10 protein-coding genes are annotated in these 13,255 nt (G+C 68.0%); 8 read left to right on the plus strand and 2 right to left on the minus strand.

Going from position 1 to position 13,255, the window contains the following annotated elements:
* Position 1: 1 nt before the first annotated feature.
* The 7 genes from VHC04_RS16145 (at position 2) to VHC04_RS16175 (ending at position 7,767) form a co-directional block, all read left to right on the plus strand.
* A complete protein-coding gene (locus VHC04_RS16145) occupies positions 2-1,330 on the plus strand; it encodes an ATP-binding protein (RefSeq protein ID WP_325683110.1) in 1,329 nt (442 codons plus the stop codon).
* 127 nt (positions 1,331-1,457) lie between these two features.
* Positions 1,458-2,465 (plus strand): putative transporter, encoded by a 1,008-nt coding sequence (locus tag VHC04_RS16150; RefSeq protein WP_325683112.1) that lies wholly within the window; start codon positions 1,458-1,460, stop codon positions 2,463-2,465.
* A gap of 179 nt (positions 2,466-2,644) precedes the next feature.
* Positions 2,645-3,862 carry a CaiB/BaiF CoA transferase family protein gene (locus VHC04_RS16155; RefSeq protein WP_325683114.1) on the plus strand — a complete coding sequence of 406 codons (1,218 nt, stop codon included), beginning with the start codon at positions 2,645-2,647 and terminating at the stop codon, positions 3,860-3,862.
* Positions 3,862-4,638, plus strand: coding sequence for an enoyl-CoA hydratase-related protein (locus tag VHC04_RS16160; RefSeq protein WP_325683116.1), 777 nt, complete (start codon positions 3,862-3,864; stop codon positions 4,636-4,638). The genes VHC04_RS16155 and VHC04_RS16160 overlap by 1 nt, the downstream gene beginning before the upstream one ends.
* Before the next feature lie 153 nt (positions 4,639-4,791).
* Complete coding sequence (locus VHC04_RS16165) at positions 4,792-5,931, plus strand: Re/Si-specific NAD(P)(+) transhydrogenase subunit alpha (protein WP_325683118.1); 1,140 nt, start codon at positions 4,792-4,794, stop codon at positions 5,929-5,931.
* An 18-nt stretch (positions 5,932-5,949) separates the two neighbouring features.
* On the plus strand, positions 5,950-6,345 hold the full coding sequence (locus VHC04_RS16170; protein WP_325683120.1) for an NAD(P) transhydrogenase subunit alpha: 396 nt from the start codon (positions 5,950-5,952) through the stop codon (positions 6,343-6,345).
* A 12-nt stretch (positions 6,346-6,357) separates the two neighbouring features.
* Entirely contained in the window at positions 6,358-7,767 is a 1,410-nt protein-coding gene (locus VHC04_RS16175; protein ID WP_325683122.1) for an NAD(P)(+) transhydrogenase (Re/Si-specific) subunit beta, read from the plus strand.
* A gap of 290 nt (positions 7,768-8,057) precedes the next feature.
* On the opposite strand, the gene VHC04_RS16180 is transcribed toward VHC04_RS16175, so the two are convergent.
* Positions 8,058-10,451 carry a CaiB/BaiF CoA-transferase family protein gene (locus VHC04_RS16180; RefSeq protein ID WP_325683124.1) on the minus strand — a complete coding sequence of 798 codons (2,394 nt, stop codon included), beginning with the start codon at positions 10,449-10,451 and terminating at the stop codon, positions 8,058-8,060.
* 434 nt (positions 10,452-10,885) lie between these two features.
* Here VHC04_RS16180 and VHC04_RS16185 point away from each other — a divergent pair, with 434 nt between their 5' ends.
* Positions 10,886-12,619 carry an MFS transporter gene (locus tag VHC04_RS16185; protein ID WP_325683126.1) on the plus strand — a complete coding sequence of 578 codons (1,734 nt, stop codon included), beginning with the start codon at positions 10,886-10,888 and terminating at the stop codon, positions 12,617-12,619.
* Positions 12,620-12,822: 203 nt separating this feature from the next.
* Here VHC04_RS16185 and VHC04_RS16190 read toward each other — a convergent pair whose 3' ends face one another.
* Positions 12,823-13,206 carry a c-type cytochrome gene (locus tag VHC04_RS16190; protein WP_325683128.1) on the minus strand — a complete coding sequence of 128 codons (384 nt, stop codon included), beginning with the start codon at positions 13,204-13,206 and terminating at the stop codon, positions 12,823-12,825.
* Between the last annotated feature and the right edge of the window lie 49 nt (positions 13,207-13,255).

Here is a 13,255-nt window from a genome sequence, read left to right on the forward strand (position 1 = left end):
CGTGCGCGTCCGGCTGCCGTACAGCCACCGGTTGAAGCGCTTCATGCCCCAGTCGCTGCTGGGGCGGACCCTGCTGATCATGCTGGTGCCGCTGGTGATCGTGCAGGCCGTCGCCCTGCAGATCTTCTACGGCAGCCATCTGGGGCTGGTGTCCCGCCGCCTGTCCGGCTCCATCGCCGGGGAGATCGCCTTCGTCATCGACCTGATGAACAACATGCCGGACCAGGCCGACCGCGACATGGTGCTGCGGCTGGCGAAGCGCCAGTTCATCACCGACATGAAGCTGGAACCCGGCGCGGTGCTGGAGCCGTACCGGCGGGTCAATGTCATCGGGCCGATGGACGACGACCTGGAGGCCGCGCTGCATGAGAAGTTCAAGATCCCGTTCACGATGGACTGGAGCTACAACCCGCAGACCGTCCTGATCCGCCTGCAGCTGCCTGACGGCGTGCTGGACGTGGAAGCGCCGCGCAAGCGCCTGGCCACCGGAACCATCTGGCTGTTCGTCGGCTGGCTGGTCGGCACTGCCCTGCTGCTGTTCACCATCGCCGCCTTGTTCATGCGCAACCAGGTCCGCGCGATCCGCCGCCTTGCCAGGGCAGCCGAGGCATTCGGCCGCGGCCGCGACGTGGGGCCGATCCGGCCGGAAGGGGCGTCCGAGGTGCGGCAGGCGGCCACCGCTTTCAACCGCATGCAGGAACGCATCCGCCGCTTCCTGGCGCAGCGGACCGAGATGCTGGCCGGTGTCTCCCATGATCTGCGCACGCCGCTGACCCGGCTGCGGCTGGCGCTGGCGATGCTGCCGCGCACGCCGGAGCTGGAACAGGATGTCAGTGAGATGACCGCTGATGTCGAGGAGATGGACCGCATGATCGGCGCCTATCTGGCGTTCGCTCGGGGCGAGGGGACGGAGCAGGCGGAAGCGGTCAATCTGGGGTCCCTGCTGGACGACATCGCCGCGGGGGCACGCCGAGCGGGCACGCACCTGGATCTGAACGTGCCGGAACCGGTGACGTTGAAGCTGCGGGCGGACGCCATGAAGCGGGCGATCACCAACCTGATCGACAATGCCAGGCGCCATGCCCGCCATGTTGTCCTGGCCGCGGTGCAGCAGGGACGATCGGTCCTGGTCACGGTGGATGACGATGGGCCCGGTATCGCGGTCGACCGGCGGGAGAGCGTGTTCCGCCCGTTCGAAAGCGGGTCCGTCGACGGTACCGGCCTGGGCCTGACCATCGCGCGCGACATCGTCCGCGCCCATGGCGGGGAGATCTTCCTGGAAGACAGTCCGCTGGGCGGTCTGCGCGCCTGTATCCGGCTGCCGGTATAGGCCATCGCGCGCGGGACAGGCGCCGCGATCCGTCCGGCTCCGTCCGTCGCTGCCATCCGCTGCTTCCGCTTGTAACACGCCTGCGCGGCAGTCCAGCATGTCCGGCGTATAACAGCAGGGACTTCACGTGTTTCGAACCTTCTTTTTGACGAAGCGCTGGTTTCCGTGGTCCGTCCCCGGCAGCGCGCTGATCCTGTTCGCGACCTGGTACAAGGTCGAACTGGATGTGCAGATCAACGACTGGTTCGGCGCGTTCTACAACCTGATCCAGAAGGCGCTGGGCAGTCCGGGCTCCATCACCATGGCGGAGTATTTCGCCCAGTTGGCCACCTTTGGCTGGATCGCCGGGCTGTACGTGGTGATCGGCGTGCTGACGGATTTCTTCGTCAAGCACTACATCTTCCGCTGGCGCACCGCGATGACCGACTTCTACACCGGATACTGGCCGCTGGTGCGCGGCATCGAGGGCGCGTCGCAGCGGGTGCAGGAGGATACCGCCCGCTTCTCCCGCATCATGGAGGGGCTGGGCATCAGCTTCGTCCGCTCGGTGATGACGCTGTTCGCCTTTCTGCCGATCCTGTGGGGATTTTCCGCGCAGGTGAAGGAGTTGCCCTGGATCGGGCCGGTGAACCAGGCGCTGGTCTGGGTGGCGATCGTGTTCGCCCTGGCGGGGACGGTGGCGTTGGCGCTGATCGGCTTCAAGCTGCCGGGGCTGGAATTTCAGAACCAGTTGGTCGAGGCGGCCTATCGCAAGGAGCTGGTGCACGGCGAGGACGATCACCAGCGCGCGCACGGCCCTCTGCTGACGCAGCTGTTCGGCCATGTCCGGCGTAACAATTTCCGGATGTTCTTTCACTACATGTATTTCGACGTCGCCAAATGGTCTTATCTGCAGGTTGGCGTGCTGGTGCCCTATGTGGCGCTGGGGCCCACCGTCGTGGCGGGCGGGATCACGCTGGGGCTGATGCAGCAGGTGGTGCGGGCATTCGGGCGGGTGGAGGCATCGTTTCAGTATCTGGTGAATTCCTGGGCGACGATCATCGAGCTCATTTCCGTCTACAAACGACTGCGCGCGTTCGAGCGTCTGATCCGCGAACGGGAACGGGCGGGCGCGTTGGAGGTGCCGGTCGGTTGAGGGAGAAGGGTTTCAAGCAGCTCTGCTCACCATTCGCGCCGCTCGATCTTCCGGCATTGGCGCCTGAGCTTGGAGAGGTGCCAGCCCCTTGTCCCCCTCGACCCGGCCCGCCGCCCTCGACACCCCCCGCACCCCGGGCTAGCCTCCCGGCCAATCACCAAGCAGAGGAAAGCCAAGCCATGAGCGGAGAGAACTGCCTCACCGGACTGAAGATCCTCGACCTGACCCAGTTCGAGGCCGGCCCCTCCTGCACCGAGGCGCTGGCCTGGATGGGCGCCGATGTCGTGAAGGTCGAGAATCCGGGCGTCGGCGATCCCGGCCGCTCCGTCGGCGGCAAGTCCGACAAGGATGCTTTCTATTTCCTGCAATACAACGCCAACAAGCGCTCCATCGCCGTCAACCTGAAGGACCCGCGCGGCCTGCAGGTGGTGAAGGACCTGGCGAGGCAGGCCGACGTGATGATCGAGAATTTCGCCCCCGGCGCGATCGAACGGCTTGGCCTGGGCTATGACGTCATCAAGGCGATCAACCCCGGCATCATCTACTGCCAGGTGAAGGGCTTCGGCACCGGCAGCCCGTTCGAGAAAAATCTCGCCTTCGACATGATCGCGCAGGCCTGCGGCGGGTTGATGTCGATCACCGGGGAGGAGGACGGGCCACCCTGCAAGCCCGGCGCCACGATCGGCGATACCGGCACCGGCATGCTGATGGCGATCTCCGTCCTCGGCGCCTATATCCGCAAGCAGCGCACCGGCCAGGGCGAGCATCTGCAACTGGCGATGCAGGACTCGATCCTGCACTATATCCGCAACGCCTTCACCTTCATGGAACGCACCGGCAAGCCGGCCCCGCGCGCCGGCTCGAAGACCGTGGGCGGCGGCAATCCGCCGATCGGCGTGTACCCGTGCAAGGGCGGCGGGCCGAATGATTACGTCTACATCTACACCAGCGCGGCGAACCCGGAACATTGGAACCGGCTGCTGCGGGTGATGGGCCGTGACGACCTGATCGGCGATGCCAACTACAGCACCCCCGAGGCCCGCACCGCCCGGCGGGAGGAGGTGGACGCCATCGTCTCCGCCTGGACCCGCCAGCACGACAAGCACGAGGCGATGCGCCTGGTCGGTAGCGCCACCATTCCGGCCGGCGCCGTGATGGACACGATGGAGCTGGCCAATGACAAGACCTTCGAGCAGCGCGGCATCCGCCAGACCATGGCGCATCCGAAAGTCGGGGATTACGTCATGAGCGGCTGGCCGGTCCGTTTCGGCGGCGATACGCCGAAGGTGAAGGCGGCGCCCCTGCTGGGTGAGCATGGCGCCGAGGTACTGCATGACTGGCTGAAGCTGGATGCCAAGTCGGTCGACGACCTGAGGTCCCAGGCGGTGATCGGCTGATGGCCTACCAGTACTGCCTCGTCGAGGATCAGGGCCCGCTGCGCATCGTCACGCTCAACCGGCCCGAGGTCTACAACGCGCTGCATGCCGACGCGAATGATGAGCTGGCCTCGGTGTGGGACGAATTCGCCGCCCGCGACGACCTGTGGGTCGGCATCATCACCGGCGCCGGCGACAGGGCATTTTCCGCCGGCAACGACCTGAAGGTACAGGCCGCCGGCAAGCGGCGGCCGAACGGTCCGCGCGGCTTCGCCGGCATCTGCCACCGTTTCGACCTGTGGAAGCCGCTGATCGCGGCGGTCAATGGCTGGGCGATGGGCGGCGGGTTCGAGACGGCGCTGGCCTGCGACATCATCATCGCCGCCGAGAACGCGACGTTCGCGCTGCCGGAACCCCGCGTGGGGCTGATCGCCGGCGGCGGCGGGGTGCACCGGCTGCCGCGCATGATCCCCATGAAGAAGGCCATGGGCATGATCCTGACCGGCCGCCGCGTCTCCGCCCGCGAAGGCTTCGAGCTGGGCTTCGTGACCGAGGTCGTGCCGCAGGGCCAGGCGCTGGAAGGCGCCAGACGCTGGGCGGCGCAAATCCTCGAATGCTCCCCGAAAGCGGTGCGCGCCTCGAAACAGGCCGCTTACCGGGGGTTGGACGAGCAGGCGCTGGAAACGGCGATGCGCACCGTCTATCCGGCCCAGCAGGAGAACCTGGAAAGCCAGGACTATATCGAAGGGCCGAAGGCGTTTGCCGAGAAACGGAAGCCGAACTGGCAGAACCGCTGACGCCGTTTGCCCCCGCCAGCCCTTGCCCCACCCGCTTGCACCTGCCCCCTTGCACCCGTTTGGGGGCAGGTGCATTGCTTGCCGAAACGGACATGCCGGATGCAGCTGGCGTCACGGCAGGATATGTGCTGACACAGGACGGAGAACTGACGGATGCGCCTTGCGGTCCTGAAGGAACGGCGAGAAGCCGAAACCCGCGTCGCGGCAACCCCCGAAACAGTGAAGAAGCTGATCGCCCTCGGGCTGACCGTCGCGGTGGAAGCCGGGGCCGGGTCCGCGGCGGCGATTGCGGATAACGAGTTCAAGGCCGCCGGGGCCGAGATCGCGCCCGACGCGCCGGCCCTGCTGTCCGGCGCCGGCATCGTCTTCGCGGTGCAGATGCCGGAGGCGGATGTCAGGGCGCTGATCCCGAAAGGAGCGCTGCTGGTCTGCATCGCCGGCGCCTTCGGCCAGCCGGATCTAGTGGATTCCCTGGCCGCCGCCGGCATCGATGCCGCGGCGATGGAGCTGCTGCCGCGCATCACGCGGGCGCAGTCGATGGACGTGCTGTCCAGCCAGGCCAACCTGGCCGGCTACCGGTCGGTGATCGAAGCCGGGGCGGCGTTCCAGCGCGGCTTCCCGATGATGATGACCGCCGCCGGCACGGTGCCGCCGGCCCGCGTCTTCGTCATCGGCGCCGGCGTCGCCGGACTGCAGGCGATCGCCACCGCGCGCCGGCTGGGTGCCATCGTCTCCGCCACCGACGTCCGCCCAGCGGCGAAGGAGGAGATCAAGTCGCTGGGCGCCAGCTTCGTGGGCGTGGAGGATGCGGAAACCGCCGGCCAGACCGGCGCCTATGCCCGCGAAATGAGCGAGTCGTTCCGGCAGAAGCAGGCGGAGCTGATGGCGGCGACGATCGCCAAGAACGACATCGTGATCTGCACCGCCCTGGTGATGGGCGGGCGGGCACCGGTGATCGTGACGCAACCGATGGTCGACAGCATGAAGGCCGGCAGCATCATCGTCGACCTGGCCTCCGACGGCGGCGGCAACTGTGCCGCGACCGTACCGGGGGAGCGGATCGTGACCGGCAACGGCGTCACCGTCCTGGGCTATCGCAACTGGGCCAGCCGCATCGGCGTCGCCGCATCGGCGCTGTACGCGCGCAACCTGCTCACCTTCCTGACGACGTTCTGGGACAAGGACGCCAAGGCGCCGACCCTGCCCGCGGATGACGACATCGTCAAAGGCGTCATGCTGACCCGCGGCGGCGCCGTCGTGCATCCGAACTTCCTGCCATCCAAGGCCGCCTGACGGCGCGGAGACCGATCGATGAACCCGAACCAGATCGCCGACGAGGCGACGCGCCTCGCCGCCCAGGCCCTTGAGCTGGCCGGCCACGCCAAGACCATGGCCTTCACCGTGTCGCAGACGGTCGCGCCCGAGGTCAGCCCGTTCATCTTCCTGCTGGCGATTTTCCTGATGGCCTGCTTCGTCGGCTACTACGTGGTGTGGAACGTGACGCCGGCGCTGCACTCGCCGCTGATGGCGGTGACCAACGCCATCTCCTCGGTCATCATCGTCGGTGCCATGCTGGCCACCGGCCTGGCGACCTCGGGCTGGGCGATGCTGTTCGGCTTCATCGCCGTCACCCTGGCCTCGGTGAACATCTTCGGCGGCTTCCTGGTGACCCAGCGCATGCTGTCGATGTTCAAGAAGAAGCAATAGGGGGAAGCCGCCATGTCCCCCAACCTGACCTCCCTGGCCTACCTGATCGCGGCCATCCTGTTCATCCTCGCGTTGCGCGGCCTGTCCTCGCCGGTCACTTCGCAGCAGGGCAACCGGTTCGGCATGATCGGCATGGCGATCGCCGTGGCGGCGACGTTGCTGCACCACGGCATGGCCGGCAGCGGCTATCTGGTGATCCTCGTGGGTATCCTGATCGGCGGCGGCATCGGCGCCGTGGTGGCGCGCCGCATCCAGATGACCGCGCTGCCGCAGCTGGTCGCCGCCTTCCATTCGCTGGTCGGCATGGCCGCAGTGTTCGTCGCCGCGGCGGCACTGGCCGCGCCCGAGGCCTTCCATATCGGTGTGCCCGGCCACATCCATACCCAGAGCCTGATCGAGATGTCGCTGGGCCTGGCGATCGGCGCCATCACCTTCTCGGGAAGCGTGATCGCCTTCGCCAAGCTGCAGGCGCTGATGAAGGGCGCGCCGATCACCTTCAAGTATCAGCATCCGCTCAACCTGGCGCTGGGCATCCTGCTGCTGCTGCTGATCATCGGCTTCGTCGCCTCGGGCGGCAGCCCCGGCCTGTTCGTGCTGATCGCGCTGCTGTCCTTCGCGCTGGGCTTCCTGATCATCATCCCGATCGGCGGTGCCGACATGCCGGTGGTGGTGTCGATGCTGAACAGCTACTCGGGCTGGGCGGCGGCGGGCATCGGCTTCACCATCGAGAACCTGGCGCTGATCATCACCGGCTCGCTGGTCGGCGCCTCGGGCGCGATCCTGTCCTACATCATGTGCAAGGGCATGAACCGCAGCATCATCAACGTGCTGCTGGGCGGCTTCGGCAGCGACAGCGGCGCCGCCGCGGCGGCGGGCGGCGCGGCGGGCGACCGCACGGTGAAGACCGGCAACGCCGACGATGCCGCCTTCATCATGAAGAACGCCTCCAAGGTTATCATCGTGCCGGGCTACGGCATGGCGGTGGCGCAGGCCCAGCATGCCCTGCGCGAGATGGCGGACGTGCTGAAAGAGGAAGGCGTGGAGGTGAAATACGCCATCCACCCGGTCGCCGGCCGCATGCCCGGCCATATGAACGTGCTGCTGGCGGAAGCCAACGTGCCATATGACGAGGTCTTCGAGCTGGAGGAGATCAACAACGAGTTCTCCACCGCCGATGTCGTCTACGTGATCGGCGCCAACGACGTGACCAACCCGGCGGCGAAGACCGACAGGACGTCGGCGATCTACGGCATGCCGATCCTGGACGTGGAGAAGGCGCAGACCGTGCTGTTCGTGAAACGGTCCATGGCATCCGGCTATGCCGGGGTGGAGAATGAGCTGTTCTTCCGGCCGAACACGATGATGCTGTTCGGCGACGCAAAGAAGATGACCGAGGAGATCGTGCAGGCGCTGGGTCGCTGACCGCCGGTATGGGGTCAAGCGGTCAGGGGTCAAGCGGGTCAGGGGCCAGCTGGTCAGGGGCCAGCCGGTCAGGGATCAAGGGGGCAGAGGCGGTGCTGCGGTAGCGGCTGCCGGTCCGGTGGGTGCATGTGAAAGCCGGTCACCCGGCGCCCACGGCCCGGCCGACCGGTTCCGCGATGCTTTTCGCCAGGGCGATTAGGCTCGCGGCGGGTCGGACGCCGCGCCGGCTGCTTCGCTGCACGCCACCCGGCGCCGTCATCACGGACGTGCAACGTCGGCGCCGGCTGCCGTCACGCCACCGCGCCGATGGCGCGCAGCCGAGCGATCTCGGACGGTGGCAGCCGCAGCACCTCGGCCAGGACCGCATCGGTGTCCGCGCCCAGCGCCGGGGCGGGGCCGTTGGCGCGGCCGAATGCCGCGACCCAGGGCAGGCCGGGCAGCACCCCGCCCCCGCCGGCGTCCTTCCCGACCGCTTCCCAGAAGCCGCGGGCGCGCAGATGCGGGTCCCGCACCAGGTCCAGCGAGGTGGCGGCCTGCGCCGCCGGCACGCCGGCCGCCCGCAGCGTGGCGACGGCGGAAGCGGCGTCGCGGCCTTGCAGCCAGGCCGCCAGCGCGGCGTCGATCCGGTTCCGTGCGGCCTGGCGGTCGGCCAGGCCCAGCCCTTGCAGGCCGGACAGCGCCGGCACCACGCCGCACAGGGCGCGCCAGGCCGCATCGTCAGGCGCCGCCAGCGCGACCCAGGCGTCATCCCGCTGGATGTCATCCCGCTGGATGTCGGCCCGCTTGGTGTCGGCCCCTTCGGCAGCGGAGCCGCCGGCGGCGGGCCAGGCGCCGTGCGGCATCCAGGCGGGGTGGGTATTGCCGGCGGGCTGTGGCGGTCCGGCGGACTGGGCGCGCAGCAGCGGCTCCGCCATGGTCCACAGCATCGCCTCGATCATCGACAGGTCGATCCGTGCCACCGCGCCGGACCGCTGGCGCTGCCAGACCGCGGCGGCCGACGCGAAAGCCAGCATCAGGCCGCACATCGGGTCCAGCCACGCCATGCCGACGCGCGGCGCCGCCCCCGGATGGCGGTTGAGCCCGGCGAAGCCCGCGTAGCATTGCAGCAGCGTGCCGTAGGCGACGGCATGGGCCTCCGGGCCGGTGCGGCCCATCCCGGATGCCGAGACGTAGATCAGGCCCGGAGCGGTCACGCGCAGGGTGTCGGCGCCCAGGCCCAGGCGGTCCATCACGCCGGTGGCGAAATTCTCCACCAGGATATCCGACCGCTCGGCCAGCGCCGTCGCCACCGCCACCGCCTCGGGCTTTTTCAGGTCCAGGACAATGGCCTTCTTGGCCTGGCCCAGTACCGTGTGCAGTTCCGACCCGCGGCCGGGATCGCCGCGGCCGGGGGCCTCGATCTTGATCACCTCGGCGCCCATGGCGGCCAGGTAGCGGGTGGTGGTCGGGCCGGCGATCACCCAGCTGAAATCCAGCACGCGGATGCCCGACAACGGGAGCGGGCCGGCGGTCACGGCGGCCGGCTTCGCGTGGTGAAAACCGGCGCCGAACGGCGCACCCGGCAGACGCAGCGCCTGCCCGTCCACGGTGCCGGACCGATAGAAGCGGCGGTGCTCCAGCTGTGGCGTCGACAGCTGCTCCATCGGTTCGCGCAGCGGGAAACTGGGCACGTGGGCGGCCTGCGCCGCATCGGCGATCCATTGCTTCGGCTTGTCGCGGCTCCATGCGCTCATCAGCCGGTGCAGGGCATCCCAGTTGGCGGCGCGGTCGGCCTTGCGGGCGAAGCGCGGCTCCCGCCCCCAGGCGGGATCGCCCATCACCGTCAGCCAGGCCGCCCACTGCTTCTCCTCCCGCGGGGAGATCGCGGCATAGCCGTCGGCGGCGGGCAGGATGCAGACGGTGGCGCCGTTGCCGTCTCCGGTCCGGCGGCGCGACCAGGCCTTCCCGGCCAGGCCAGCCTTGGTGAGCTCCGTCATCGCCAGGGTGGCCAATGCCTCCTGGATCGACACGTCGATGACCGCCGGCGCCCGGGCCAGGGCGGCGTGCATGCCCGCGCAGGCAGCGGCGAGGCCGCCGATGAAGGCGGACTGCTCGCCCACCGGCCTGATGGGGGCCTCGGCCAGGTCGTCGACCTGGCCGGTCAGCATGCGGGCGATCCCGGACGCGAACAGCAGCGTCAGGTCGCAGGCGGGTGCGTCCGCGTCCGGTCCGGTCTGGCCGAACGGGGAGATCAGCACGATCACCGCGCTGGCGTTGCGCCGGCGCAGGCTGTCGGCATCGTGACCGGCGCGCCGCAGGCTGGCCGGGCTGCCTTCGGCGAGGATCAGGTCGGCCGCCGCCAGGTCGCCTGTTGCCAGGTCGCCTGTTGCCAGACCGCCCGTTACGAGACCGCCTGCCGCCAGGTGGCCGGGTGCCAGCTGGTCGGGCGCCAACTGGTCGGGCGCCAGCTGGTCGGGCGCCATTTGGTCGGTCATGGGGGCGGGGCCATGGTTCAGGTATGCCCGCAGCAGGTCGTCTCCCGTCATGACGTCGTCGGGGACGGTCTCCCCGGCGATATTCCCCGGCGCGGTGTCGTCGGCGATTCGCGTGACATGTGCCCCGACATCCGCCAGCAGCCGGCCGCAGACCGCCGCGGCGAGGCCGGACCCGAGTTGGACGACGCGATATCCGTTGAGCAATTCCATCGAGGACGATTTCCCTTGTCGCCAGGGGTGTTTGCCTGGCCCTTGCGCCGACCATGCACAGCCGAGCCCCGCCTGACAAACGTCGCTCGGTCCCTTCTTGGCCACCGCGCGCAGACAGGTGGCGACGCCGCGCCATCGGCACCAGGAGCATGGAACGAGCACGGTCATGCGGCTTCGCCCGACCCACAGGCACCCGGCCCACAGGCACCCGGCGCTACAGGCACCCGAACCAGGCCCCGGCGGCCTGAATCGTTATTGTACCACTATTGCGCTGCAACATTGCAAAGGCCGACCAATTTCCGTTGACCCGCCTCATGAATGCTGTAGTCACGCGCTGCGTGGCCATGGCCGGTTTGTTTGCGGTGAATCAAGGCATCCGGGTGCGGTGCTGCTAACGGCGCGAACGAGTTGAGATGCCCAGGGAGAGCGAGAGCATGCGTGAATCAACGTCGCCGCCTGGCCAGCTGAGGCCGGCGGACCGGCCGATGACGGCCGGCGAGAAGAAAGTCATTCTGGCCTCCTCTCTGGGGACCGTGTTCGAATGGTATGACTTCTATCTTTACGGTTCGCTGGCCGCGATCATCGGGGCCAAGTTCTTCAGTCAGTTCGATGAGAATACCCGAAACATATTCGCCTTGCTGGCCTTCGCCGCGGGCTTCCTGGTACGCCCGTTCGGTGCGCTGGTGTTCGGGCGCCTGGGCGATCTCGTTGGCCGCAAGTATACATTTCTGGTGACGATCCTGATCATGGGCTCGTCGACCTTCATCGTCGGCATCCTGCCCACATCGGATCAGATCGGCCTCAGCGCCGCCGTCATCCTGATCGCGTTGCGCATGCTGCAAGGCCTGGCGCTGGGCGGCGAGTACGGCGGCGCGGCGACCTATGTCGCGGAACATTCCCCGCATGGCCGGCGTGGCTTCTATACGTCCTGGATTCAGACCACCGCGACCCTGGGCCTGTTCCTGTCGCTGATCGTGATCCTGGTGACGCAGTCCGTCATGACGGGGGACGAGTTCAAGGCCTGGGGCTGGCGCGTGCCGTTCCTGGTGTCGATCCTGCTGCTGCTGGTGTCGGTCTGGATTCGCTCCCGGCTGTCCGAGAGCCCGGCCTTCCTGAAGATGAAGGCCGAGGGCAAGCATTCCAAGGCGCCGCTGTCCGAAGCGTTCTTCCAGTGGTCGAATGCGAAATGGGCGATCCTGGCCCTGCTGGGCATGGTCGCGGGTCAGGCGGTGGTCTGGTATTCGGGCCAGTTCTACGCGCTGTTCTTCCTGACATCGGTGATGAAGGTGGACAGTTTCACCGGCAATCTGCTGGTGGCCTGGTCGCTGGCGCTGGGCACGCTGGGCTTCGTGCTGTTCGGCTGGCTGTCGGACAAGATCGGGCGCAAGACCGTCATCCTGGGCGGCTGCCTGATCGCGGCGCTGACCTATTTCCCGGTGTTCAAGTTCATGGCCGAGACGGCCAATCCGGCCCTGACCAGGGCGCAGGAGACGGTCCAGGTGACGGTGGTCGCCGATCCGTCGGAATGCTCCTTCCAGTTCAACCCGGTCGGCACCGCCAAGTTCACCAGCGGCTGCGACATCGCGAAGGGGGCGTTGTCACGCGCGTCGGTCGTCTATACGCGTGAGGATGCGCCGGCGGGCACCACCGCCAGCGTCCGCATCAACGACAAGACGCTGGACGTGAAGTCCGGCAATTTCGCCGCCGAACTGGCTTCGACATTGTCGGCCGTCGGCTATCCGGCGGCCTCCAACCCGTCGGTGGTGAAGATGGCGAACGTGTTCGACGTGTTCCGGCCGCAGCCGGCCAAGCTGGTGCTCGTCCTGCTGTTCCTGGTGATCCTGGTCACCATGGTCTACGGCCCGATCGCCGCGGCACTGGTGGAACTGTTCCCGACGCGAATCCGCTACACATCCATGTCGCTGCCGTATCATATCGGCAATGGCTGGTTCGGCGGACTGCTGCCGGCCACGGTGTTCGCCATGAACGCCCAAAGCGGCAGCATCTATTTCGGCCTGTGGTACCCGATCGTCATCGCCGCGGCGACCGTCATCATCGGCCTGCTGTTCCTGCCGGAAACCAAGGATCGCGACATCTTCGAAGGCGATTTCTCCGTCCATCCCGGCGATACGATGGTGGAATTCGATCCGAACGCCGCCGATTATTAAGCGGTGCAGACCCTCCGCCGGGAAGGCGGGCGCCATGCCCGCCTTCCCGGCGCGTTGTCACGCCGGCATCCGGGCAGCAACGTCCCGACCCATGCCGGTATCGCCAATGCCAAAGTCTGTGCCGAGTCCGGATGACGGTCCCCGCGTCCGTCGCGCCTGGCCGCGGCCGGGTACCGGCTTGAAACCGGCCGCGGTGCCGCCGGTCATTTCTTGACCGGCTGCCGCAGCGACTGGATATAGGCCGTGACATCGTCGATCTGCTCCCGGCTGAGCTGCAGGTCCGGCATCCGGTGATGCGGCGTCTGCAGGAAGGCCCGCAGCGCCATCGGCGTCATCTCGGTCCGCCGGGCAATGGCGGGAAAGGACGGCGCCCCGTTGCTGGTGCCTCGCGTCTGGTCGCGGCCGACGACATGGCAATTGACGCACCATCTCTGCGCGATCGTCTGGCCGGCCGCGGCGTCGCCGGCCATCTGCGCGCCGGCCGCGCCCGGCATCGCCAGCAGAAGCGCCGCGCCGACCGCCCAGCCACGCATGCCGGCGCGTCGCGCGGTACCGTTGCCAGTTGGAACATCAGCTTGCATGGTCATGACCCCGGGTCCTTCCGCGTCTGATAGTCGCCCACTCCGCGGTTGCCGC

Origin of the sequence: Rhodopila sp. (assembly GCF_035548095.1) — a bacterium.
Taxonomy (GTDB): Bacteria; Pseudomonadota; Alphaproteobacteria; order Acetobacterales; family Acetobacteraceae; genus Rhodopila.

Bases quoted from the DNA above. Each gene is read 5' to 3' on its own strand.
- VHC04_RS16170 (WP_325683120.1), top strand. From the start codon at position 5,950: ATGAACCCGAACCAGATCGCCGACGAGGCGACGCGCCTCGCCGCCCAG.
- VHC04_RS16180 (WP_325683124.1), bottom strand. From the start codon at position 10,451: ATGGAATTGCTCAACGGATATCGCGTCGTCCAACTCGGGTCCGGCCTC.
- VHC04_RS16155 (WP_325683114.1), top strand. From the start codon at position 2,645: ATGAGCGGAGAGAACTGCCTCACCGGACTGAAGATCCTCGACCTGACC.
- VHC04_RS16190 (WP_325683128.1), bottom strand. From the start codon at position 13,206: ATGACCATGCAAGCTGATGTTCCAACTGGCAACGGTACCGCGCGACGC.
- VHC04_RS16185 (WP_325683126.1), top strand. From the start codon at position 10,886: ATGCGTGAATCAACGTCGCCGCCTGGCCAGCTGAGGCCGGCGGACCGG.
- VHC04_RS16175 (WP_325683122.1), top strand. From the start codon at position 6,358: ATGTCCCCCAACCTGACCTCCCTGGCCTACCTGATCGCGGCCATCCTG.
- VHC04_RS16165 (WP_325683118.1), top strand. From the start codon at position 4,792: ATGCGCCTTGCGGTCCTGAAGGAACGGCGAGAAGCCGAAACCCGCGTC.
- VHC04_RS16160 (WP_325683116.1), top strand. From the start codon at position 3,862: ATGGCCTACCAGTACTGCCTCGTCGAGGATCAGGGCCCGCTGCGCATC.